The organism is Pseudomonas sp. EL_65y_Pfl2_R95 (genome assembly GCF_963971045.1).
In the GTDB taxonomy this organism is placed as follows: Bacteria; Pseudomonadota; Gammaproteobacteria; order Pseudomonadales; family Pseudomonadaceae; genus Aquipseudomonas.
This window is the reverse complement of sequence record NZ_CAXAOV010000007.1, coordinates 1-23561: the sequence shown is the minus strand read 5'-3', so window position 1 is coordinate 23561 and position 23561 is coordinate 1. Positions and strand designations below refer to the sequence as shown.

18 protein-coding genes, 1 rRNA gene, 1 other RNA gene and 1 pseudogene are annotated in these 23561 nt (G+C 54.4%); 10 read left to right on the top strand and 11 right to left on the bottom strand.

Annotated elements, in window-relative coordinates:
- Positions 1-15: 15 nt before the first annotated feature.
- Positions 16-112: signal recognition particle sRNA small type (gene ffs / locus AACY09_RS19970), an RNA gene on the bottom strand.
- A 553-nt stretch (positions 113-665) separates the two neighbouring features.
- Between ffs and AACY09_RS19965 the strand changes: the two genes are divergently transcribed.
- Positions 666-944, top strand: a complete 279-nt coding sequence (locus tag AACY09_RS19965) for an HU family DNA-binding protein (protein WP_010490267.1) — start codon at positions 666-668, stop codon at positions 942-944.
- An 86-nt stretch (positions 945-1030) separates the two neighbouring features.
- Here AACY09_RS19965 and ligA read toward each other — a convergent pair whose 3' ends face one another.
- From ligA to AACY09_RS19945, 4 genes are all read right to left on the bottom strand, one after another.
- A complete protein-coding gene (gene ligA / locus AACY09_RS19960) occupies positions 1031-3421 on the bottom strand; it encodes an NAD-dependent DNA ligase LigA (protein ID WP_339490542.1) in 2391 nt (796 codons plus the stop codon).
- 198 nt (positions 3422-3619) lie between these two features.
- Complete coding sequence (gene zipA / locus AACY09_RS19955; RefSeq protein ID WP_339490540.1) at positions 3620-4444, bottom strand: cell division protein ZipA; 825 nt, start codon at positions 4442-4444, stop codon at positions 3620-3622.
- A gap of 264 nt (positions 4445-4708) precedes the next feature.
- Positions 4709-8206 carry a chromosome segregation protein SMC gene (smc, locus tag AACY09_RS19950; protein WP_339490537.1) on the bottom strand — a complete coding sequence of 1166 codons (3498 nt, stop codon included), beginning with the start codon at positions 8204-8206 and terminating at the stop codon, positions 4709-4711.
- Between the two features lie 12 nt (positions 8207-8218).
- A complete protein-coding gene (locus AACY09_RS19945) occupies positions 8219-8878 on the bottom strand; it encodes a GntR family transcriptional regulator (protein WP_339490536.1) in 660 nt (219 codons plus the stop codon).
- 454 nt (positions 8879-9332) lie between these two features.
- Here AACY09_RS19945 and xdhA point away from each other — a divergent pair, with 454 nt between their 5' ends.
- From xdhA to guaD, 4 genes are all read left to right on the top strand, one after another.
- Positions 9333-10784 carry a xanthine dehydrogenase small subunit gene (gene xdhA / locus AACY09_RS19940; protein WP_339490535.1) on the top strand — a complete coding sequence of 484 codons (1452 nt, stop codon included), beginning with the start codon at positions 9333-9335 and terminating at the stop codon, positions 10782-10784.
- The gene (gene xdhB, locus AACY09_RS19935) at positions 10777-13173 is read left to right on the top strand and encodes a xanthine dehydrogenase molybdopterin binding subunit (protein ID WP_339490534.1); all 2397 of its coding nucleotides are present in this window, start codon (positions 10777-10779) and stop codon (positions 13171-13173) included. The genes xdhA and xdhB overlap by 8 nt, the downstream gene beginning before the upstream one ends.
- Positions 13174-13398: 225 nt before the next feature.
- Positions 13399-14238 carry a xanthine dehydrogenase accessory protein XdhC gene (gene xdhC / locus AACY09_RS19930; RefSeq protein WP_339490533.1) on the top strand — a complete coding sequence of 280 codons (840 nt, stop codon included), beginning with the start codon at positions 13399-13401 and terminating at the stop codon, positions 14236-14238.
- A gap of 75 nt (positions 14239-14313) precedes the next feature.
- Complete coding sequence (gene guaD, locus AACY09_RS19925; RefSeq protein WP_339490532.1) at positions 14314-15618, top strand: guanine deaminase; 1305 nt, start codon at positions 14314-14316, stop codon at positions 15616-15618.
- Between the two features lie 41 nt (positions 15619-15659).
- Here guaD and AACY09_RS19920 read toward each other — a convergent pair whose 3' ends face one another.
- A complete protein-coding gene (locus AACY09_RS19920; RefSeq protein WP_339490531.1) occupies positions 15660-15986 on the bottom strand; it encodes a luciferase domain-containing protein in 327 nt (108 codons plus the stop codon).
- A gap of 65 nt (positions 15987-16051) precedes the next feature.
- Complete coding sequence (locus AACY09_RS19915) at positions 16052-16558, bottom strand: DUF1993 domain-containing protein (RefSeq protein WP_339490529.1); 507 nt, start codon at positions 16556-16558, stop codon at positions 16052-16054.
- Positions 16559-16768: 210 nt separating this feature from the next.
- On the opposite strand from AACY09_RS19915, the gene AACY09_RS19910 reads away from it, so the two are divergent.
- The gene (locus tag AACY09_RS19910) at positions 16769-17956 is read left to right on the top strand and encodes an MFS transporter (protein ID WP_339490528.1); all 1188 of its coding nucleotides are present in this window, start codon (positions 16769-16771) and stop codon (positions 17954-17956) included.
- Positions 17957-17983: 27 nt separating this feature from the next.
- Positions 17984-18334, top strand: a complete 351-nt coding sequence (locus tag AACY09_RS19905) for an MmcQ/YjbR family DNA-binding protein (RefSeq protein ID WP_339490526.1) — start codon at positions 17984-17986, stop codon at positions 18332-18334.
- Here AACY09_RS19905 and AACY09_RS19900 read toward each other — a convergent pair.
- From AACY09_RS19900 to AACY09_RS19890, 3 genes are all read right to left on the bottom strand, one after another.
- Positions 18323-19057, bottom strand: coding sequence for a DUF1294 domain-containing protein (locus AACY09_RS19900; RefSeq protein ID WP_339490524.1), 735 nt, complete (start codon positions 19055-19057; stop codon positions 18323-18325). The two genes, AACY09_RS19905 and AACY09_RS19900, sit on opposite strands and share 12 nt — an antisense overlap.
- A gap of 65 nt (positions 19058-19122) precedes the next feature.
- Entirely contained in the window at positions 19123-19941 is an 819-nt protein-coding gene (locus AACY09_RS19895) for an AraC family transcriptional regulator (RefSeq protein WP_339490522.1), read from the bottom strand.
- A gap of 42 nt (positions 19942-19983) precedes the next feature.
- Positions 19984-20814, bottom strand: a complete 831-nt coding sequence (locus tag AACY09_RS19890; protein WP_339490521.1) for an undecaprenyl-diphosphate phosphatase — start codon at positions 20812-20814, stop codon at positions 19984-19986.
- A gap of 218 nt (positions 20815-21032) precedes the next feature.
- Between AACY09_RS19890 and AACY09_RS22105 the strand changes: the two are divergent.
- The 3 genes and pseudogenes from AACY09_RS22105 to queD all read left to right on the top strand — a co-directional run.
- A pseudogene (locus AACY09_RS22105) lies at positions 21033-21881 on the top strand (cache domain-containing protein); the annotation flags it as partial.
- Positions 21882-22001: 120 nt separating this feature from the next.
- Entirely contained in the window at positions 22002-22736 is a 735-nt protein-coding gene (locus tag AACY09_RS22100) for a methyl-accepting chemotaxis protein (protein ID WP_445323901.1), read from the top strand.
- 146 nt (positions 22737-22882) lie between these two features.
- Positions 22883-23239, top strand: coding sequence for a 6-carboxytetrahydropterin synthase QueD (gene queD, locus AACY09_RS19880; protein WP_339490518.1), 357 nt, complete (start codon positions 22883-22885; stop codon positions 23237-23239).
- A gap of 226 nt (positions 23240-23465) precedes the next feature.
- Here queD and rrf read toward each other — a convergent pair.
- Positions 23466-23561, bottom strand: a 5S ribosomal RNA gene (rrf, locus tag AACY09_RS19875); the annotation flags it as partial.

Sequence of the window (23561 nt, the reverse complement as noted above, 5' to 3'; positions counted from 1 at the left end):
AGAGATTGGAGGCGGTCCCACCAGCCACACCCCGGCACACAATGTTCCCGCTGTGGCTGCTTCCTTCCGGATCTGACCAGGTTCACGGGTAATCGTTGCGGGGGGACCGGCAGGACCACCATCACGCTGCTCGCCAGAAGCGAGCCGCGCCATTGTACCGGGATGAATTAAAGTTACAACCGGTTCAAGCACTTAGCGATGAAAATAGCCCCTGACCAAGGGCAAGCCGGATCAGCTGGCATTTAAAACCTAAGACCAAGATATACCGCCTCGCAATTGCACAGGCGCCACAGGCGCCACAGGCCCCATTGCTGATCAATTGATATACATCACGGTCTGGAGGGTGCAAACAGCAGATGCTAGCCCCGGCATGCTCAGCACAATGCATTTAAGTCACGTGCCTCCGGCCCCAAGGGTCAGCGAGCTATTGTGCATTAACCAGAAATGTTGGCGCTGACTAGCCGCCGTACGCCAAACCGGCACATCGCACCTTCGTTGCAACTATTAATCATGCAAATGCATATTCAACGGAATTTCTTGTCGAAGCGCGAGTCAGAAACAGGTCGCTCTCTTTAGGCAACAGCCTATATATACTACCTGCGACTCAAAACGCACTCACCTGCGTGGGCACGACAAGCGCCCTCAATTAACCAAGGAGCTACAACATGGCTATGACCAAAGACCAATTGATCAGTGATATCGCCGAAGCCATCGACACCCCTAAGACCACCGTACGCGCCGCGCTTGACCAGTTAAGCGAAATCGTTAGCGACGCCCTGGAAAATGGTGACGAAATCACTCTTCCTGGCATTGGCAAGCTGAAAGTGACTGCACGTCCAGCACGTACCGGGCGCAACCCTCAAACGGGTAAGGCCATCGAAATTGCTGCCAAGAAAGTCGTCAAATATGTGCCAGCCAAGGCACTGACAGACGCTATCAACTAGGCATCACAGAGAGTCGGCGAGGCCCCACCAAGCAGTTGGCCCGCGCGATGCACCGCTCAAGTCGATTCGCCTGAATACTTGAGCGGTTACTCTGCCTGACCCGCTACGCCGTAGCCGGCCAGCACCGCCACAAAAGCATCCTCATCCAGCACTTTCAAACCCAAGTCGTTAGCCTTTGCCAACTTCGAGCCCGCACCGGGCCCGGCAACCACACAGCTGGTTTTGGCTGAAACAGAACCGGCGACTTTGGCGCCCAACGCCTCAAGCTTATCTTTGGCGACATCACGACTCATCAACTCAAGACTACCGGTTAGCACCCAGGTTTGACCTGCTAGCGGCAAGCCTTCCAGCTGTTTTCTCTCGCTCTCCCAGTGCATGCCAAACTCACGCAACTGGGCCTCGATATCCAGGGCACGTCGTGCGTTTTCCGGATTATCAAAGAACTCGCGCAAGGACTTCGCCGCCTTTTCGTTGAGCCGTTCAACCTGGCGCACATCCAGCCAGTCCGCGTCGATAATGCCCCGCACAGAGCCAAATTTACTGGCGAGCCGCTCAGAACCTGTGGCGGCAATAAAGGCGATATTCAACTTGGCGATAAAACCGGCCAACGTGGTGCTGGCCGCAAACTCTGGATGCAGATCACCTTGCTCTTGTAGCTCGATACCCCGATCAAGCAGTTGGCTGATGACCGTCTTATTGTGCGCATCGGCAAAGAAGCTGTGGATCTCATGGGCAACTTCAAGCCCGACATCAGGCAAGTAGGTCAGCACCTCAGGCAATGCCTGCATGATGCGAGTCAGTGAGCCCAGAGCACGCGCTAGCAGCTTGGCAGTCTCCTCACCCACATCAGGAATACCCAACGCGTAGATAAAGCGCGCTAGCGTCGGCTTGCAGCTTTGCTTAATCGATTCAATCAGGTTATTACTCGAAAGCTCAGCAAAGCCCTCGAGCCCAACCACCTGCTCAAAGGTCAGGGTGTAAAGGTCTGCTGGGGAGTTGACCAGCCCCTCGTCGACCAGTTGCTCAACGCTCTTCTCACCCAAGCCTTCAATATCCATCGCTCGGCGCGAGACAAAGTGGATGATCGCCTGCTTCAGTTGAGCACCACAGGCCAGGCGACCGACGCAGCGGTAGATGGAGCCATCAACGAAGGACTCCTTACCTTTGCTGCGCTTGACCAGTTGCGTACGCTCGACTGCAGAACCGCACACCGGGCACTGTTCGGGCACTTTGACCCGGCGCTGCTCCAGCTCGTCGCTGCTCCAATCGGGTCGTCGTTCACTCACCACTTGCACCACTTGCGGAATCACATCGCCTGCGCGGCGGATGATCACGCTGTCGCCAATTACCAAGCCAAGCCTGGCGACTTCATCCATATTGTGCAGCGTCGCATTCGACACGGTTACCCCGGCTACCTTCACCGGTTTCAACCGGGCAACAGGTGTGACAGCACCGGTACGCCCCACCTGAAACTCCACTGCGAGCAGCTCGGTAAGTTCTTCCAACGCAGGAAACTTATGGGCGATTGCCCACCGCGGCTCACGCGCCCTGAAACCCAGCTCGCGCTGCTGGGCGAGGCTATTGACCTTGAACACGACGCCGTCAATTTCATAGGCCAAGTCGGCGCGACGCTCACCAATGTCGCGATAGTAGTCGAGACAGGCTTGCACGCCTTTGGCCAGCTTCAGCTCGCGACTGATGGGCATCCCCCAGCCTTTCAGCGCCTGCAAAATGCCAATATGGGTTTCCGGCAAATCGCCCTGTACCTGACCAATACCGTAGCAGCAAAACTCCAACGGGCGACTGGCAGTAATTTTCGAGTCCAGTTGGCGCAGGCTGCCAGCAGCGGCATTGCGCGGGTTGGCAAAAATCTTAGCGCCTTGCTCCAATTGCCTTGCGTTAAGCGCCTCAAATCCAGCTTTGGACATAAACACTTCGCCACGCACTTCAAGCACCTGCGGCCAGCCTTTACCTTGCAGCTTCAGCGGCACATTGCGGATGGTGCGCACGTTGATACTGATGTCTTCACCGGTACTGCCATCACCGCGGGTAGCGCCGCGCACCAGCATGCCGTTTTGATAAAGAAGACTCACTGCGAGGCCGTCGAGTTTGGGCTCACAGCTGTATTCGACGTCTTGTGCTGCACCGAATAGATCATCGGCGGGCAGATCTAACCCCTCACGAACCCTGCGATCAAAGTCCTCGAGGTCAGTGGCTTCGAAGGCGTTACCCAAGCTGAGCATGGGCACTTCATGTTTAACCTCGCCAAAGGCGGACAGCGCCAAGCTACCAACTCGCTGAGTGGGCGAGTCCGGGGTGACTAAATGGGGATTCTGCGCCTCAAGGGCTTTAAGCTCATGAAACAGGCGATCGTACTCAGCATCCGGGATGCTCGGTTCATCGAGCACGTGATAACGGTAATTGTGCTGATCCAGCTCGGCACGGAGCTGCAGGATACGTTGGGCGGCGTCTGTCATGGAGGTCTCTCTGAAACGCAGAAAGCAGCCAAACAGACCGAGGGAAAACTACTGCGCTCGGCAATACGGCGTTAAAAAAAGCGAAAAATGCTCATTTAGGACCACTAAACTCCGCTTTTTCGCCTTTTTTTGCCTTGTCTTGCTTTCGCTCGTGACGTTTTCACGCAGTCTGTAAGCTGCTTTCTGATAATCGTGGGCTTAACGCTTGGTGGTCAGCTGACGACGCTCAAACTCGACAATACGCTGACGATAATGCTCGATAGTCTGCGCGGTCATTACACTGCGCTGATCATCTTTGAGTTCACCGTTCAGTTCATGGGCGAGTTTGCGTGCAGCGGCCACCATTACATCAAATGCTTGCTTAGGATGACGCGGCCCCGGCAGGCCAAGGAAGAAGCTAACAGCGCGAGTGCTGAAGCCTTCAATATCATCCAGGTCGAAGGTGCCAGGCTTGAGGGCATTGGCCATCGAGAACAACACTTCACCATTACCGGCCATGCTTTCGTGCCGATGGAAGATATCCATCTCACCGAAGCGCAAACCGCTTTCAAGAATATTCTGTAGCAACGCAGGGCCTTTGAAGCCGTTGTCGTCGCGGGAAATCACGTTAATGACCAACACCTCATCAACGGGGCCTTGCTCGCTGGCAGTGGCCGTCGTCGACTTGGCTGACCTAGGCGCGTCGTCCACTGGGTTGAGCAGCGTGGGTACGGGCTCGTCTGTGTCCAGATTGAGGTCACCTTGCTGCGGCTCATTGTTACGCCGGCGGCTCGGCTCACGGGCGCTCATGGACGGTAGGTCATGCTCATCAAGAGAGGGCTCCTGATGCTGTTTATCAATTACACGTGCAGGGCTCAATAACTCAGGATCGCCGTCATCATCGGGCAAGTTAGACAGGTTTCGATCAAGTTTGAACTTTAACTTACCTTTACCGCCACGCATTCGGCGCCAGCCATCGAACAAGATGCCAGTAATCACAATAATGCCGATAACAATCAGCCACTCACGTAGACCGAATTCCATGAAATACCTTAACCCCTAATGACAATTAATATACACAGCGGACGCCTTCAGACGCGCCCGTTAACTCAAAAACGTGATGCCAACTCCCTGTTCTCACTGGCATTTTCCACGCGTAAAAAAAGTGGGTATTAAGTTAACACGACGAATGGTTACTTTACACTGCTGACGAGTCACTACAACAGTAGGCTAAAACGATGAAAAGGTGAAAAAAACACCTATTAATCAACTTAACTGCAACATTTCGCTTAAAACCCGACCCATCGACTAAGCATCCACCATCGCCAAAGCCTCTTCCACATCCACCGTTACCAATCTTGAGCAGCCCGGCTCATGCATCGTCACCCCCATCAACTGATCGGCCATTTCCATGGCAATCTTGTTGTGGGTGATGTAAATAAACTGCACTTTCTCGGACATTTCTTTAACCAGGCGTGCATAGCGTCCAACGTTGGCATCATCCAAGGGCGCATCCACTTCATCGAGCATACAAAAAGGTGCTGGATTGAGCTGAAAGATGGCAAAAACCAGCGCTAACGCAGTCAATGCCTTCTCTCCACCGGAGAGCAAATGGATGGTGCTGTTCTTCTTGCCAGGCGGCCTCGCCATGATTGTTACACCAGTATCGAGTAGATCTTCGCCTGTGAGTTCCAAATAAGCTGTGCCGCCACCAAAAACCTTTGGAAATAACGCCTGTAAACCGCCATTTATTTGATCGAAGGTTTCCTTGAAGCGATTGCGCGTTTCGCGGTCAATCTTGCGAATCACGTTTTCCAGGGTATCCAAGGCTTCGACCAAATCGGCATCCTGAGCATCTAGATAACGCTTACGCTCAGATTGTTGTTGATACTCATCAATCGCGGCGAGGTTGATCGGCCCGAGGCGCTGAATTCGCGCCGCCATGCGCTCCAACTCTTCTTCCCACGATTTTTCACTGGATTCGTTCGGCAACGTCGCCAGCACGCCGTGCAGATCGTAATTGTCTTCGACGAGTTGATCGTGCAAGGCCTTGCGCCGAACAGTCAGCGACTGCCATTCCATACGCTGCTGCTCTAGCTGGCCACGCAACAGCTGGGACTGCTGCTCGGCTTGAGTTCGGCGCTTCTCAGCATCGCGCAACTGCCGGTCAGCGTCTTCAAGGGTCAAGCGCGCCAGCTTTAACTCATCTTCGACGCCCATTCGCCTGTCGAGTAATTCTTCGAGCTTTATGCGCAACTCTTCGAGCGGCGCCGCCCCCTCTTCAAGATTGAGGTTGAGCTGCTCGCGCCGCTCATGCAGACGTTCAGACTGCTGCTGCAAGCGCTCAAGGGCCTGGCGCGTGGAGTCATGTTGGGCGCGCAATGAGCCCAGGCGCACGGCCAACTGATGAGCATGATCCTTGTGCTGACGGGCATCATGGCGGACTCTGTCAAGCTGTTCGCGCAACTGATCACGGCTGGCGAGCAAGGTTTCGCGCTGTTCGTTGTCCTGCTCCATAGCATCAAGCGCCTCCTGCAATTGCAGTCGCGACTCACCGAGCTGTTCTTGCTCCAACTGGCGCTGGCCCGATAACTCGGCCAATTCGGTATCGAGCCGCTGGCGACGCAGCAGCAGTTGCTCAGCCTTGGCTTGGCTCGCGGACAACTGCGCCTTGAGCTCACCCAAACGCCGCGACTGGTCGTGCAACTGGCGCCGCTGTTGCTCGCGGTGGTCTTCATATTCACGCTGCTGCTCGCGCAAGCTCAGCAGGCGCTCTTCGAGCACCCCTGAAGCCGCCTCACGCTCTTCACATTCGAGGCGAAGTTGTTCAAGCTCCTGCCCGCGCTCCAATACGCTGCCTTCTGCCTCACTGGCGCGACGCACACGCAAAAAATGTTTGCCGACCCAATAACCATCCCGACTAATCAGGCTTTCACCACTGCCCAGACTGCTGCGCAAGGCCAGCGCCTGATCAAGGCTTGCAACCGGACGAACACTGCCCAACCAGGGCGATAAATCAAGGGCTGACTCAACTTTATCCAGCAAACTACCGGCAACGCGCTGACCATTGACCCCAGGACTCAGCAGGTGCAGATTACCTTGTTCAAACCCGGAAAAGTCCAGCTGATCGAGGCTGACGGCGTCATCAAGCAGCACCGCCTGGAGATCGGCCCCGAGCACGGTTTCGACTGCCAGCTCCCAACCACTTTCAACCCGCAGTTCTTCAGCCAAGCGAGGGCGATTGAGCAGTTGCTGCTGACTCAGCCATTCGGCTGCGCCCTGCCCTGGCTCTAACGCCGCCTGCTGCAATGCCTCCAATGAAGCCAGTCGACCCTGCAGCCGTTGCAACTCACCTTGAGACTGCTGTTGCGCCTGCCCCGCTTGATCCAGCTCGCCGCGCAACTGTTGCAAACGCTCACCTTGCTCGGCCTCTGCGACTTGCAACTCATCAATGCTTAATTCGCTAACCGCAACCTGCTCGCCCAGATCCAGAATCGCCGCGTCTTCAGGGTCAGCGGCCAACTGCTGCAACTCATCAGTAAGACGTCGCTGACGCTCACCCAACCGCTCAAGGCTCTGCTCCAACTGTTGTATTCGCGACTGTTGCACTTCGGCTTGGCGACGTGGCTCGGCAGAGCTTTGGTTAAATCCATCCCATTGCTCCTGCCAGCCCTGCATCGCGGTTTCAGCCAGATCGAGCGTAGCAGCCGACTCTTCAGCCGCAGCGGCAGTCAACGCCTGCTCAGGTTCAAGCTGTGCCAACTCCTCGCCGAGGGTGGCAGCCAAGGTGCTGTCGTGGCCTAAATGGGATTCAGTTTCCAGACGTGAACGCTCGGCCTCGTTGAGGTCATCCTGCAATTGCCGCACACGCTGTTGGCCATGCTGGATACTTTGTTCGACTCGGGCAATATCGCCGCCTACTGAGTAAAAACGCCCTTGCACCAGATTGAACTGCTCAGACAATTCATGGTGACCATCACGGAAGCGCTCGATACTGGCATCGGCATTGCGCTGCTCAGCAACCAGCGCCTCAAAGCCCACTTCCTGATCACGGATAATGGATTCGCGCTGACCCACCTGCTCGTTCAGGGCTTGCCAGCGCAAGGCCGTTAGCTGGGCTTTAAGCTGACGCTCTTCGGCCTTGTATTCTTGATACTTCTCGGCCGCTTGAGCCTGACGGTGCAGGCGTTCAAGTTGACGTTCAAGCTCTTCGCGCAGGTCCGTCAGGCGCGCAAGGTTTTCATGGGTGCGACGGATCCGATTCTCAGTCTCACGGCGGCGCTCCTTGTACTTGGAAATACCGGCTGCTTCTTCAATGAAGTTGCGCAAGTCTTCGGGCTTGGCCTCGATCAACTTTGAGATCATGCCCTGCTCGATAATCGAGTAGCTGCGCGGCCCCAACCCTGTGCCCAGAAAGATATCGGTAATGTCGCGACGCCGGCACTTGGTGCCATTGAGGAAGTAGGTATTTTGGCTGTCGCGAGTCACCCGGCGACGAATCGAAATTTCCGCATAGCCCGCGTATTCACCCACTAAGGTCGAGTCGGAATTATCGAAAATCAGTTCAATAGAAGCCTGTGTCACAGGCTTGCGCGTATTGGAGCCGTTGAAAATGACATCGGTCATCGACTCGCCACGAAGGTTTTTCGCCGAACTCTCGCCCATTACCCAGCGAACGGCATCGATAATATTCGATTTGCCACAGCCATTCGGACCAACAACCGCCGCCATATTGCTCGGAAAGGATACGGTGGTAGGGTCAACGAATGATTTGAAACCTGCGAGTTTTATCGACTTCAGACGCATGCAAAGCGTTCCTTAGCGTTCAGCTAATGCTGCCAGCACCAGTTTAGAATTATGTGCGCAGTAGCCTTTAAGCACTTCGCGTGCCTGATTCTCATCGCGCTCTATGATCGCTTGCAACAGCAGTGTGAAGGTATTGATGAACTGCCCCATTTCACTACGGCGCCGCTCAAATGCCAGATAATAGGTGCGACTAATGGCTGGCAACAGGTTTTCTACCGTGTCTTGTAGGTAAGGGTTATTCGAAAATCCATAGGCCGCGCGCATGATGTCGAAGCTGTTATCGACAAAAGCATTAATGTCATCCTGCTCGAAGTTGCTGGCAAGGCGCTTCTGAATAGCCAAAAAAGGCGCTAACTCAGCTTGTGTACGCCAGCCCCGTGCAACCGTGCAGGCCAGCAGGCCGTAGAGCTCAACCACTAAAGCGTACAGACTTTTAACATTATGCGCCGTGAGTTCGGTCACCTGCGCGCCACGTCGTGGCTGGATAATAATCAGGTGGCGCCGTTCCAGTATGAGCAAGGCTTCACGCACTGAACCCCGACTGACATTCAGAAGCTGAGTAACTTTTTGCTCTTGAATGCGCTCGCCCGCCCGCAACTCGCCGCGAATAATACGTTCTGATAAATGCAGCGCAATCTGTTCGGCGAGGCTATCCGGGGCCTTGAAGGTCATGTTTTTCCTTAAAACCTAAGGGTGCTTTGCAACGATTTTTCGATGACGATCGTCATGCGGACTCAAGCGCGCTCAACGCCTTCACAAGGCGCTATAGAAACCACCAGAGAGGGTCACCAAGATCAATCCGCAAGTCGTGAAAGTGTAACACAGGCACTGTGCGCCCAGTCGCGACCCGCTGCGGCTCAAATCGGACTATACATGCACCAATTCAAAGCACTTAATCCTCTGTGCTTCGAGCCTCAGGTGTTCGCCGCCTGCTGCATCGAACCCTAATAACCGAACGGCATGAAAATTGATTGACTAAGTGGTCAAATATTAGTTGACCCAAAAGTCAGAAATCTCTAGATTTAGTACAAAGCGCGACGTCTGGAATACACCTGCCTCTCATCAGCCAGCGTGAATCCAGTGAACAGCCGCTCATAGACAACAATAAAATGCCTGGAGGTCTTCCTTGATCCAGTTTTTACTCAACCGGGAGCTGCGTACTGAGCAGCAACTCGACCCCAACGTCACCGTGCTTAATTACTTGCGTGAGCACCTTGGCAAACCCGGTACTAAAGAAGGTTGTGCCTCTGGTGACTGTGGCGCATGCACCGTTGTAGTCGGCGAACTGGAGATTCGTGATGGGCGCGAGCGGGTTCGCTATCGCACCCTTAATTCCTGCCTGACGTTTGTCTCCTCGCTGCATGGCAAACAATTGATCAGCGTTGAAGACCTCAAGCACCAAGGCCAACTGCACAGCGTGCAACAGGCCATGGTTGATTGCCACGGCTCGCAATGTGGGTTTTGCACCCCAGGCTTTGTCATGTCGTTATTTGCCCTGCAGAAAAACAGCAGCGGCTACAACAAGGCCGAAACCCTCGAAGCCCTGGCGGGCAATCTGTGCCGCTGCACCGGCTACCGCCCGATTATTGATGCTGCTGAACAAGCCTGCTGCCAGAAACAGCCGGACCAGTTCGACATGGCTGAAGCGCAAACCATTGCCCAACTGAAAACCATCGCCCCGATCGATACCGCTGAACTCAACAGTGGCGATAAACGCTGCCTGCTGCCGCTGACCGTAGCGGACCTGGCTGATATCTATGCCGCCAACCCGGAAGCCCGCTTGCTCGCCGGTGGCACTGACTTGGCTCTGGAAGTCACCCAGTTCCACCGTGAACTGCCAGTGATGATCTATGTCGGCCACATTGAGTCAATGAAGCGCGTTGAAGTCACCGACGACACTATCGAGATTGGCGCAGCTACAGCCCTGAGCGATTGCTACTCAGCGCTGGCCAAGGACTACCCGGACTTTGGTGAACTGCTGCACCGCTTTGCCTCGTTGCAAATTCGCAACCAGGGCACCTTGGGCGGCAACATTGGTAACGCCTCGCCGATTGGCGACGCCCCGCCGCTGCTTATTGCGCTGGGTGCGCAGATTGTCCTGCGCAAAGGCAACGAGTCGCGCACGCTGCCGATCGAAGACTATTTTATTGATTACAAGGTCACTGCACGCCAGGAAGCCGAGTTTATCGAGAAGATAATCGTGCCTCGTGCCCAAGCCAACCGAGCATTTCGCGCCTATAAAGTGTCTAAACGACTAGACGATGACATTTCAGCCGTTTGCGCCGCCTTCAATATCGAAGTGGCGGACGGTGTGGTGCAAAATGCGCGTATTGCCTTCGGAGGCATGGCCGCGATTCCCAAGCGTGCCGCAGCCTGTGAAGCCGCACTCAACGGCGCTGCTTGGTACCCAGGCGTTATCGAACAAGCCTGCACGGCTTTGGCTGAGGATTTCACGCCACTGAGCGACTTCCGCGCCAGCAAGGAATACCGACTGCTTATTGCACAGAACCTGTTGCGTAAGTTCTTCCTTGAAATGCAAGCTCCAGAAGTTGAGACGCGGGTGACTGCATATGTCTAATCACATCGTTGCAAAAACACAGGCCGAACTGGCTGAGCTATTCCGCGCCGACCTCACCACCGGGGTGGGCCGCAGCGTTAAACACGAAAGCGCTGACAAACACGTTTCCGGCGAAGCCACTTACGTCGATGACCGTTTGGAATTCCCCAACCAGCTGCATATTTATGCGCGTATGAGCGATCGTGCCCACGCACGCATCATCAAGATCGATACCGCGCCTTGCTATGAAATCCCCGGTGTAGCCATTGCTATCACCAGCAAAGATGTACCCGGTCAACTGGACATAGGCCCGGTCGTGGCGGGAGATCCATTGCTCGCCGACGGAAAAGTCGAGTTCGTCGGTCAAGTGGTGTTGGCTGTTGCCGCCAACAGCCTGGAAACCGCACGCAAAGCAGCAATGGCGGCGATTATCGAATACGAAGACCTTGAGCCGGTGCTGGATGTGGTGGAGGCGCTACGTAAAAAGCATTTCGTGCTCGACAGCCATCAGCACAAAATCGGTGACTCAGCGGGCGCATTGGCCACCGCCCCTAATCGCTTGCAAGGCAGCCTGCACATCGGCGGCCAGGAACACTTCTACCTGGAAACGCAGATCTCTTCAGTGATGCCCACTGAAGACGGCGGGATGATTGTCTACACCTCAACGCAGAACGCCACTGAAGTGCAAAAGCTGGTGGCTGAAGTGCTTGGGGTTGCGATGCATAAAATCGTTATCGATATGCGCCGCATGGGCGGTGGTTTCGGCGGTAAGGAAACCCAGGCCGCAGGCCCTGCCTGCTTGTGCGCCGTGGTTGCACACCTCACGGGCCGTCCAACCAAGATGCGTTTACCGCGTGTTGAAGACATGCAGATGACCGGCAAGCGCCACCCGTTCTATGTTGAATATGATGTCGGTTACGACGACAACGGCTTGCTTCACGGCATCCAGCTTGAACTCGCTGGCAACTGTGGGTATTCACCCGACTTGTCGGGCTCTATTGTCGACCGCGCGATGTTCCACTCCGACAACGCCTACTTCTTGGGTAATGCGACCATCAATGGTCACCGCTGCAAAACCAACACCGCATCGAACACCGCTTACCGGGGCTTTGGCGGCCCGCAAGGCATGGTCGCGATCGAGCAGGTGATGGATCACATTGCCCGCGCACTGGGTAAAGACCCGCTTGAAGTGCGCAAGGTTAATTACTACGGCAAAGAAGATCGCAACATCACCCATTACTACCAAACGGTCGAGCACAACATGCTGGCCGAGATGACCAGCGACCTTGAAGCCAGCAGTGATTACAGCAAACGTCGCGAAGAAATTCGTCAGTTCAATGCCAAGAGCCCTGTGCTGAAAAAAGGCCTGGCACTTACGCCCGTTAAGTTTGGCATCAGCTTCACCGCCACCTTCCTCAACCAGGCCGGCGCGCTGGTCCACATTTATACCGACGGCAGTATCCATCTCAATCATGGCGGCACCGAGATGGGCCAAGGCCTCAACACCAAAGTCGCGCAGATTGTGGCTGAGGTGTTCCAAGTCGATATTTCGCGTATCCAGATTACCGCGACCAATACCGACAAAGTGCCCAACACTTCACCTACTGCGGCTTCCAGCGGCACCGACCTAAACGGTAAAGCCGCGCAGAATGCTGCTGAAACCATCAAGCAACGCTTGATCGAGTTTCTGGTTCGCGAGCATAAAGTCAGCGCTGAAGACATCGAATTCCGCAGCGGCCAGGTGCGCGTGCGCGATCAGTTCATTGGCTTCGACCAGCTGATCCAACAGGCCTACTTCGCCCAGGTTTCACTGTCTAGCACGGGTTTTTATCGCACACCGAAGATTTTCTACGATCGCGACAAAGCCGCTGGCCGTCCGTTCTACTACTTCGCTTACGGCGCTGCATGCTCGGAAGTGATAGTCGATACCCTCACCGGCGAATACAAAATGCTGCGCAGCGACATCCTTCACGATGTAGGTGCATCACTCAACCCGGCAATCGACATTGGTCAGGTTGAAGGTGCATTCGTTCAGGGCTTGGGCTGGCTCACCATGGAAGAGTTGGTCTGGAATGGCAAAGGCAAGCTGATGACCAATGGTCCAGCGAGCTACAAGATTCCAGCCATTGCCGACATGCCGCTTGACCTACGGGTAAAACTGGTCGAGAACCGCAAGAACCCGGAAGACACGGTGTTCCACTCCAAAGCTGTCGGTGAGCCACCGTTTATGCTGGGTATTGCGGTGTGGTGCGCGATTAAAGATGCGGTCGCCAGCCTGGCCGACTATCGCATGCAGCCTGATATCGATGCGCCAGCTACCCCGGAGCGTGTGCTCTGGGGGGTTGAACAGATGAAAAAACACCTGCAACCGGCCGAGTCCCTTGTGCGTGAGGCTGTAGAGCCTGTCTAAACGGGCGCAATGAACGGCGCGATGCTGCGCCGTTCAGTTTTCTCAATGGTGAACAACAATGACAAATAACACCGACAATTTAACTGAAACAGCCAAGGCCCCTGCTCATCAGGTGCCACCGCTGTTTGTGCTGGAGTCATTGAGCACTGTTGTCGAGCAACCTAAAGTTGCTGACTGGTGCTTGTCGCGCCCAGCCAAACCTTTACACAGCTGGAGGCTGCGAAAATGAGCTGGATCAGCACCCTCGCCGAACTTCAAGAACAAGGCTTGCCTTGCGTGTTGGTCACCATCATCGATGAGCGTGGTTCAACACCGCGCAACTCGGGTTCGAAAATGGTGGTCACGGCTGAGCGAATCTACCAGACCATCGGTGGCGGCCATCTTGAATACAAAGCCATGGAAATGGCCCGCGAGATGCTCGAAAGCGGCACCCAATCCACCCGCTTGGAACGGTTCAATCTAGGCGCAAGCCTGGGCCAATGTTGCGGCGGAGCAACGGTGCTGTTATTTGAACCAATGGGCCGCCCACAGGCGCAAATAGTAGTCTTCGGGGCCGGTCATGTTGGCCGTGCTCTGGTGCCTTTGCTTGCCAGCTTGCCATGCAAGGTGCGGTGGGTCGATTCGCGAGAAGCCGAATTTCCAGAACAGATTCCAGTTGGCGCTGAAAAAATCGTCAATGATGAAGTGGTCGATGAAGTTGATAACATGCCCGCCGGCAGTTACTACATCGTCATGACCCACAACCATCAGCTCGACCTTGAGCTGACCGCCGCGATTCTGAAGCGCGATGATTTTGCCTATTACGGTCTCATCGGCTCTAAAACCAAGCGGGCCAAGTTCGAACACCGCTTGCGCGACCGTGGCTTTACGCCCGAAGTGGTTCAGCGCATGCGCTGTCCTATGGGATTGGGCGAGGTCAAAGGCAAATTACCCATCGAAATCGCGGTGTCGATTGCGGGCGAAATCATCGCCACTTACAACGCCCATTTTGGCGAGCAAAAACAGCGTAAATCAGCCGAGCCTATCGCCCAGTTATTGCCGGCTTCACGCCGTAACCAAGCTTGAAACACCCTTAATCCTAACGCTATCTGCCCGCAACGCCGGCGGATAGCGGCTGACAAACAGACTGCCGAGAATATTATGTCCAGCCCTGCAAAAGCTTACCGCGCCTCCATACTGCACAGCCTTGCCGACCCCGCAGTGGTGGGTATCGAGCAATCTTATGAGTATTTCGAGGACGGTATCCTAATCGTTGACGACGGACGCATCGTTAAGGTCGGCCATGCCGATGATTTGCTTGGCACGCTTAACGGGATCGAGGTCACAGAATACCGCGACGCCTTGATCACTCCCGGTTTTATCGACACTCATATTCACTACCCACAAACCGGCATGATCGCCTCCTACGGCGAGCAGTTGCTCGATTGGCTCAACACTTACACCTTCCCCACTGAAAAGCAGTTTGCAGACAAAGCCCACGCGGCGGACGTTGCCGGTATCTTCCTCAAGGAACTGCTACGCAACGGCACGACCACAGCCCTGGTGTTCGCCAGTGTGCACAAGCAATCGGTTGATGCCTTGTTTGAAGCCAGTGAAGCGCTGAACCTGCGCATGATCGCTGGCAAGGTGCTGATGGACCGCAACGCGCCAGACTACCTCACGGATACCGCAGAATCAGGCTACGCAGACAGCAAAGAGCTGATTGAGCGCTGGCACGGTAAAGGCCGCCTGCATTATGCAGTGACCCCACGTTTTGCCCCGACCAGCACGCCAGAGCAGCTTGAGCTTGCAGGCAAGCTTTACCACGAGTTTCCCGATCTCTATATGCACACGCACCTGTCGGAAAACCTCAAGGAAATCGAATGGGTCAAAGCCCTGTTCCCTGAGCGCAAGGGTTATCTGGACGTTTACGATCACTACAAATTGATCGGTGCACGTTCGGTCTTTGCCCATGGTGTGCACCTGTGCGACGAGGAGTGCAAACGTCTAAGCGAAACCGGCTCGGCAATTGCCTTCTGCCCCACGTCCAACCTGTTCCTCGGCAGCGGTTTGTTTGACCTGAAAAAGCTTGAGCAACACGGCGTTCGCGTTGGCTTGGGTACAGACGTCGGTGGTGGCACTAGCTTCTCGCAACTGCAATCGCTGAATGAGGCTTACAAGATCATGCAGTTGCAAGGCAAAAAACTGGACCCATTCAAATCGCTTTATCTGGCAACGCTGGGCAGCGCCAATGCACTGTATCTGGACGACAAGATCGGTAACTTTGAGAGCGGCAAAGACGCCGACTTCATCGTGCTCGACTACAAGGCAACGCCACTGATTGATTACCGCATGCAGCAAGCCAAATCTTTGGAAGAAAAGCTGTTCGCCTTGACCATTCTCGGTGATGACCGCGCCGTCAAAGAAACCTTCGCGGCGGGCCAGTCAGTTCATCGTCGCGATTAACCGGGCATTCCAACCGCTGCTCAGTCACTCCTGTGCAGCGGTTACTTCTTGCGGTCGCTGATTGCCACCTTGATCAGACGCACCACCTCATCAACATCCTCGGGGCTATTGAAACGCAACTCGATATGAGCCGACGAAGGACCTCGTTTCGGGTGCCTGACTGAGTCGGCAAAATGCTTCAAGCCCTGCTCTTTGATGCGCGATTTACCCAGCGCCAGATCAAGTTCATTTTCCCCATGAAAATGGGCGATTTCCTTGCTGCGATAGTTCAGCGTAGTGAAACCATCGGATCGCTCCTGCCAGACCACCACTTCCATGCCCGGCAGTGCAGCTATGGCCTCCAGCAGTTGAGCTTTTAACAGGTTCATTGGACCCTCGCCCTCCTTAGCAAGCTAGCCAAGACCCTGGCCAGCCTGCAGCCTATCGGTGAGCGTCAGACCGCGCCGAGGTAGTCCATTTTTCCGATTTTCACCCCATTGTGGCGTAAGATTGCGTAGCAGGTGCTGATGTGAAAGTAGAAATTAGGCAACGCAAAATGCAGCAAAAACATCTGCCCGCTGAAGCTCAACTCCCTCGACGGTAACTTGATGTTGATGGTTTTCTCTTCGCTGCCATCAATCTGCTCCGCCTTGAATGACTGAACAAAAGCGGAAGTCTTGGCAATGCGCTCTTTCAGTTCGGCAATACTGGCCTCGGTGTCGGCATAGCTGGGCACATCAACACCGGCCAATCGCGCTACGCAGCCTTTAGCGGCATCTGTGGCAATTTGAATTTGTCGAGACAGCGCATACATGTCCGGCGCAAGGCGGGCATTGACCAATATGACCGAATCGAAACCTGAAGCCTCTGCGTGGGTTATGGCCTTATCGAGAATCGCATCGAGATTGCTCAACATACGCACAAAAACCGGAACACTTGCTTGGTACATGGACAACGACATGGATATTGCTCCATAAATAAAAGCAGATTGGTCTACACATCGAGCACATTACACTGGCGGCATAGGTTGTGCGATGTCGATCGCATCCGCGCAAAGGATGATGAACGCATCGCCTTTAGCACTGGACCTAAAATATTCGTTAGCACGCTTTGTTTTCAGTTGTATGATGAGTCATTATTCAGCCGCCATTTTTCAATATTGGGCCGCCTAATGCCGACCGCGCCAACATCTGCAGATACCTCTACCCTGCAGATACTGACCATTGTATTTTTTACCTTTATCAGCTTTCTGTGCATTGGCCTGCCGCTTGCGGTACTACCCGGTTACGTGCTCTATGATCTCGGCTATAGTTCGATACTGGCCGGGGTAGTGATTGGTACCCAATACTTCTCGACCCTGCTCACCCGGCCCATGTCCGGCTCCATTGCCGACCGCTTGGGCGCCAAACAGGGCGTGCTTTATGGCCTTATAGGCTGTTCGGTAAGCGGTGCCGTGACCCTCCTCGCCACCTACCTGGTTGCCTATCCGCTGGCCAGCTTGATTTTGCTGTTGATCGGCCGGGTGATACTTGGCGTATCTCAAGGTTTGGTGGGCACGGGTTCAATCAGTTGGGGCATCGGCAGGGTCGGTCCGGACAACACCGCACGGGTGATTTCATGGAATGGCATTGCCTCCTACGGTGCAGTTGCGTTAGGCGCCCCCATGGGCGTGCTGATGGCATCCAGCATCGGTCTCTGGAGCATTGGCGGCACAACCCTGGTATTAGCTGGCGCGGCGTTCTTTCTGGCGCGCATTAAAACGCCTGCGCCGATTATTCACGGCACGCGCCTGGCTTTTCGCCGGGTGTTCATGAAGGTTGCGCCAAACGGTGTGGCGTTAGCACTGGGCTCAATCGGCTTCGGTACCCTTGCCACCTTTATCACTCTTTATTACGACAGCCGCGGCTGGGATAACGCTGCGTATTGCCTGAGTGCCTTTGGCGGCGCCTTTATTGTTGCCCGCTTGTTATTTTCCAGTACGATCAAAAAGCGTGGCGGTTATCGCGTTGCAACCGTGTGTTTAATCATTGAGACCATTGGCTTGCTGCTCGTCTGGCTGGCAGCAACGCCTTGGATCACCTTGTGTGGCGCGGCCCTCACCGGCTTTGGTTTATCCCTGGTTTACCCAGCACTTGGGGTTGAGATCATCTCGCGTATCCCGCCTGCCAGTCGCAGCTCGGCGTTGGGGGCTTACGCCGTGTTCTTTGATTTATCGCTGGGCATCGCCGGCCCGCTTATGGGCGCAATTGCCGGGCACTTTGGCTTCGGCGCGATCTTTATGGTTGCCGCAGTAATGGCCTTCTCAGGTATGCTGCTAACGTTGCTGCTGAAGCGTATTGAAAAACGTTCAACCGCTTAGCGCGTGGCCATCACAGGGGAAGATTGAATGACTCGCGAACAAGTCGCGGCCTTTTGCCTGCAATTGCCCGGTGCCCGTGAAGACTATAAATGGGGCGAAAATCAGGTGTTCTCCATCGCTGAAAACAAGATGTTTGCGATCCTCAATTTTCTCGGCGAAAACCTCGCATTCAAGGTCGATAAAGACCTGTTTCTCGGCTTTGTCGACCGCCCCGGAATCCGCCCTGCTCCCTACCTTGCACGCGCTGGCTGGATCAGCATGAGCTGCACAAAGCTACCTGTCAGCGACAGCGAATTGCGCGAACTCATCACTCGCTCGCATCAGTTAGTGGCAGGCAAACTTTCAAAACGTAAACAGCTGGGCCTGTTAATCGACTGACAGGCCCCATGAGCCGGGTGAATAGGCACGAATAAAATGGCCAAAGTACTGCCCCTCCAAGACGAACCAATCCAGCCAAAACAACTGATGGGCAAGGATGATCAACCAAAATACAAACTGGTATGAGCCTTTGCGGGTCTTGTGCCGAAAACATTGCTGAGCGATCAATGCACCTGGCCACCCGCCGAATAATTCAAACAGGTGCAAGGTCGTTTCCGGTATCCGCCAAGCGCCCGTCATCGCTTTGGCTTTATCGCTCCAGTACTGCATAAAGCTGGCGACGCTCATTACCGTGTAAACCAGCAGCACCCAGATAATTCCGGCCTTCAACAGCAACTGCACGCCGCCAACCAACGGCAGAATGCATAAGCCGGCGAAGATCAGGGCTTTAACAACCAAGTGTTGTATAGGGGCTGAGAGCTTACGCCGTGGTGGTTTGGCCGATGGTCTGCGCTTGGCAGAACTGGTGATTAACACAGGGGGCTTACGGCGGATTTTCGGCTGATCGATTGACAACTCACCCGCAAGACGCAGGTGCTCCGCGCGTAAGCGGCCTTGGCCATCTTTGCTGGCGATGTACATCACCTGATCTCCCGCAACAGGCCTGCGATCACCGCGCATGGCGGAAATATGAGCGAAGACCTCAGGTCCGCCCTGATCGGGGCGAATAAAACCGAAACCCTTGTCATCATTCCAGCTTTTGATCGAGCCGCGGACTTCCATGATTAGCCAGCCATCCTGAGTAAACCCAAAGCCTACAAGAATGCAGGCACTCTGTGCAGTGGCGCTTAGCCAAGAGTGCGCAGCGCATTCTGCGCCTCAACCGGCAGCTTCAGATACGCTTTGGGGGTCATGCCGAGATGCAGGCGAAAGCAGGTGTAAAAGGCTGACAGGGAGTTGAATCCTGCAGCGAAGACCAGGTCATCAACTTTAGCGGTCTGCTCAAACTGCTCGATGGCGAGCAGTAAGTGTTTCAGCCGCTGATGATTCACATAGCGGTAGAAACTCTGGCCTAACACCTGATTTAGCAGATAAGAAATCTGGTTGCGGCTGTAACCTGTGGCGAGCGCAACCTGCTGCAGGCTGAGTCCAGGATCAAGGTAGGGTTGCGTATTGGCGAAATACTCTTGCAGGTCCGAGGCCAGCATACCGAGTTGACGCGCCGACAAACCAAGCCGACTGGTGGCTGGACGACTATCCGCCTTAGCCTGATCGCTACGTTGCTCATGGATCAACGATGCATATTCATTGATCCGCCAGATCAATCCATCCCGAACGGTAATTGCCTCGCTTGAACGAAACGAAACCAACCCGGGCCCCCCACGTAACGTAATTCGGTATTGAATAAACGCGGTATCCCCGTCAAAGCGAATTCGATCGGTGTGTTCGAGTACTTCTTGAGGCTCAAGCGGCATCGAGCCGCGAACATAGTCTCGCAGTTGTTTGAAGTCAAAGGCCTTGTTCTGGAAAAAGTCGTTGTACTCGATTTGCGGGTGATACAACGCCATGACCGCATCAAGGTCGCAGTCCTTCCAAGCCTGATGATAATGCTGCACCACCGCTTTGGTGATGCAGGTTACCGAGTGGGTCACGTCTTTAGAACTCATCAAACGACTCACCACTGATGGTAAAGCGTCAGCGCCCGCCACTTAGCCTTGGGCGGTGCTCCAATCAATCAAATGCAGCTGCCAGGTTGCCAAAATCAACAAGCCAAACCCAATTCGATACCATGCAAATACTGCATAGCTGTGATTACCAATGAATTTGAGTAAGGCTCGGACTGCAATCATCGCGAATATAAACGAGGTGACGAAGCCGATGGCAAACACTGGCAGGTCAGCCGGTTGAAACAAATCTCGGTATTTATAGCCTGAGTACACCGCAGCTCCGACCATGGTTGGCATCGCCAGAAAGAATGAAAATTCGGTGGCTGCTTTGCGTGACAGACCAAATAGCAAGCCACCGATAATGGTTGCACCTGAGCGTGAAGTGCCGGGAATCATTGCCAAACACTGAGCAAACCCAATTTTCAGCGCGTCCTTCCACGTCATGTCATCAACGGTTTCAGCATGCACGGTATGCTTACGACGCTCAGCCCAGAGCATGATCACACCGCCGATTACCAGCGCCGCAGCGACGGTGATCGGGTTAAACAGGTATTCATGGATCAGGTCGGCAAAGCACACCCCAAGAATCACAGCCGGAAAAAATGCAATCAACAGGTTGCGGGTAAACAACTGGGCTTCCTGCTCCTTAGGCAACCCGACCACCACATCCAGAATTTTCTGGCGGTACTCCCAAACTACCGCGAGGATGGCACCAAGCTGGATGATGATATTAAACGCCATGGCTCGCTCACCGCCGAAACCAATCAGGTCTGCAACGATAATCTGGTGCCCCGTACTGGACACAGGCAAGAACTCGGTAATCCCTTCAACCACACCTAAAATCAAAGCCTGTACGGCCAACCACACGTCCATCCGATCTCCCAATGTGCACGGGTTTAGTAGCCGCACAAAACTAAATTATTGAACCATTTTTGCCGCTATTGCCTGGACATGACCAGTAAGGCCCCGTCAAGGCGAACAAATTATCCGTTAGCCCTCAGGTTTCTGCGTTTCGGGCCGAAATGCTAACAGAGAATTAGCATTTTACAGCTGCTTACTTGAGGTTTAATCAGGCTGTTAGATGTACATCAATGCTTGGCATAGGGAAATGCCCAAGACCACAGAGTCCAGCTCCCATAATAACAATCAGGAGTTTCCCTATGAGCAGCTTGCGTAGCCTACCCATCAGCCGCCGTCTGTGGCTGATCCTTATTGTCGCAATCGTCATGCTACTGACCCTGGGCGGCGTATTGCTCAAGCAAATCCACAGTGACTTGTATGCGGGCAAGGCAGAGAAAACCGAGCACGTTGTACAAAGTGCCACTGGCGTCCTGAGCTACTTCCATAACCTTGAAACCGCCGGCACGCTTAACCGCGAAGAGGCGCAACAGCAGGCGCTGGCAATAATTCGAGGTCTGCGCTACGACACCAGCGAATACTTCTGGGTTAATGATCTGACCCCAACCATGATCATGCACCCGACCAATCCAAAACTTGAAGGCCAGAATCTATCGACCTTCAAAGACCCTGACGGCAAGGCTTTGTTCAATGAAATGGTCACAATTGCCAAAGCCAAGGGCGCTGGACAGGTCGACTACCGGTGGCCTAAGCCGGGGGCAAGCGACCCAGTACCCAAGATTTCCTACGTGCAGCTTTTCCAGCCGTGGGGCTGGATTATCGGTTCAGGCGTCTATGTTGATGACCTGCAAAAAGAGTTTGCGACACAAGCTACCCGCGTGGTGATCATCAGCCTGACCTTGATGTTGCTGATGACCCTTGTGGTCGTACTTATTGCCCGCAGCATCTCAAAACCGCTTAATCAGGCAGTCAGTGCCATGGCCAATATTGCCAGTGGTGAAAGTGACCTGACGCGTAGCCTGGACACTCAGGGCAATGATGAACTGACCGCCTTGGCCAGCCACTTCAATGCGTTTACCGGTAAGCTACGTCAGGTTATCAGCCAGTCACTTGGCTCGGCCTCAGAGCTGACGCAGGCAGCACAATCCTTGGACGGCGTTGCCACAGATGCCCATAACCATAGCCAGCAACAATCACAACAAATGGAGTTGGTGGCGACGGCAATTAACCAGGTAACCTACGCTGTACAGGACGTAGCCAAGAATGCTGAACACGCCTCTTCTGAGGTGCTAGCGGCCGAACAGCAAGCCGCGCAAGGCCAGAGCAACATTCAATCAAGCCTTCAGCAGATCGAACAGCTGTCAGCCATGATCGACAATGCAGTCACCGTAATGAACACACTTGCCGAAGAAAGCACTCAGATTGGCAGCGTACTGGAAGTGATCCGCTCCATTGCCGAGCAAACCAACCTGCTGGCGCTTAACGCCGCAATTGAGGCGGCCCGCGCTGGCGAACAGGGTCGAGGCTTTGCCGTGGTTGCAGACGAAGTCCGGCTATTGGCTCAGCGTACACAGAAATCAACCGCTGAAATCCAGACCATGACCGAACGCCTGCAAACCAACTCACAAGCAGCCGTGAAAGTTATCAATGAAAGCAGTCAGGCATCGCAACTGACGATTGAGCAAGCGAGTCTGGCCGGTGGCAGCCTTGACCAGATCGCCCACGCCTTGAAAAACATAACGGGGCTCAACGCATCAATCGCCAGTGCAACGCTGCAACAGTCTCATGTGGTGGAAGACATCAACCAGAATGTCACACAGGCTGCGGGCCTTGCCCATGACAATGCATTGGCCGCGCAACAATCAAATAAAGCCAGTGAGCATGTCGGTCAATTAGCCAAACAGCTTGGCACTTTACTGGGGCAGTTCCGCGTATAACGGGCACCGCAGGGTCATGCAAGGCAATGCATGACCCTGTCATCGATCCAGCGACAGCCCCTGAACCACAGCAAACTGTTAAGATAACTGCAGTTACGCGGTATGCAGACATGCGCCGCAGAAGAAGTCCTGTAGAGAGTAGATCAGTGGAATTGTTTAAAGAGTTCATGTTTGAAGCGGCGCACCGCCTTCCTCACGTACCTGACGGCCATAAGTGCGGACGCCTGCATGGACACTCCTTCAAGGTTGCGGTTTACATCGAGGGCGACGTTGATCCCCATACCGGTTGGATTCGCGACTTCTCTGAGATTAAAGCTATTTTCAAGCCGCTCTATGAGCAACTCGACCACAACTACCTCAATGATATTGCGGGGCTTGAAAATCCAACCAGTGAAGTGCTGGCGAAGTGGATCTGGCAGGAATTGAAACCCTTACTGCCCGAACTCTCGCGCATTCGCATTCATGAGACCTGCACCAGTGGCTGCGAATATCGCGGCGACTAACTATCCGGTGGAGTGGCAACCGCTCCACCCATCCAGCGTTGCAACCGATAACACCCGGCCTTAGCACACTCTGCCTGACGCTCTGGTAGGTTGGTCGACGCTCTTTTCGGCCACCATCAGCCCCCACCACTATCTGCGAACGCTCAACACCTTGGCGGTCTAAACTTTTCTTTGGCACAAAGTAAAACCCCAGATCATTTTCATGATCTGGGGTTTTGGTATAGGCGCTTGACGATGACCTACTCTCACATGGGGAAACCCCACACTACCATCGGCGATGCATCGTTTCACTACTGAGTTCGGGATGGGATCAGGTGGTTCC

Coding starts and splice junctions, on each gene's coding strand:
- AACY09_RS19910 (WP_339490528.1), top strand. CDS start 16,769: ATGCCGACCGCGCCAACATCTGCAGATACCTCTACCCTGCAGATACTG.
- AACY09_RS19945 (WP_339490536.1), bottom strand. CDS start 8,878: ATGACCTTCAAGGCCCCGGATAGCCTCGCCGAACAGATTGCGCTGCAT.
- AACY09_RS19900 (WP_339490524.1), bottom strand. CDS start 19,057: ATGGAAGTCCGCGGCTCGATCAAAAGCTGGAATGATGACAAGGGTTTC.
- AACY09_RS22100 (WP_445323901.1), top strand. CDS start 22,002: ATGGAGTTGGTGGCGACGGCAATTAACCAGGTAACCTACGCTGTACAG.
- ligA (WP_339490542.1), bottom strand. CDS start 3,421: ATGACAGACGCCGCCCAACGTATCCTGCAGCTCCGTGCCGAGCTGGAT.
- AACY09_RS19965 (WP_010490267.1), top strand. CDS start 666: ATGGCTATGACCAAAGACCAATTGATCAGTGATATCGCCGAAGCCATC.
- guaD (WP_339490532.1), top strand. CDS start 14,314: ATGTCCAGCCCTGCAAAAGCTTACCGCGCCTCCATACTGCACAGCCTT.
- AACY09_RS19920 (WP_339490531.1), bottom strand. CDS start 15,986: ATGAACCTGTTAAAAGCTCAACTGCTGGAGGCCATAGCTGCACTGCCG.
- AACY09_RS19895 (WP_339490522.1), bottom strand. CDS start 19,941: ATGAGTTCTAAAGACGTGACCCACTCGGTAACCTGCATCACCAAAGCG.
- AACY09_RS19915 (WP_339490529.1), bottom strand. CDS start 16,558: ATGTCGTTGTCCATGTACCAAGCAAGTGTTCCGGTTTTTGTGCGTATG.
- smc (WP_339490537.1), bottom strand. CDS start 8,206: ATGCGTCTGAAGTCGATAAAACTCGCAGGTTTCAAATCATTCGTTGAC.
- xdhB (WP_339490534.1), top strand. CDS start 10,777: ATGTCTAATCACATCGTTGCAAAAACACAGGCCGAACTGGCTGAGCTA.
- AACY09_RS19905 (WP_339490526.1), top strand. CDS start 17,984: ATGACTCGCGAACAAGTCGCGGCCTTTTGCCTGCAATTGCCCGGTGCC.
- xdhC (WP_339490533.1), top strand. CDS start 13,399: ATGAGCTGGATCAGCACCCTCGCCGAACTTCAAGAACAAGGCTTGCCT.
- AACY09_RS19890 (WP_339490521.1), bottom strand. CDS start 20,814: ATGGACGTGTGGTTGGCCGTACAGGCTTTGATTTTAGGTGTGGTTGAA.
- zipA (WP_339490540.1), bottom strand. CDS start 4,444: ATGGAATTCGGTCTACGTGAGTGGCTGATTGTTATCGGCATTATTGTG.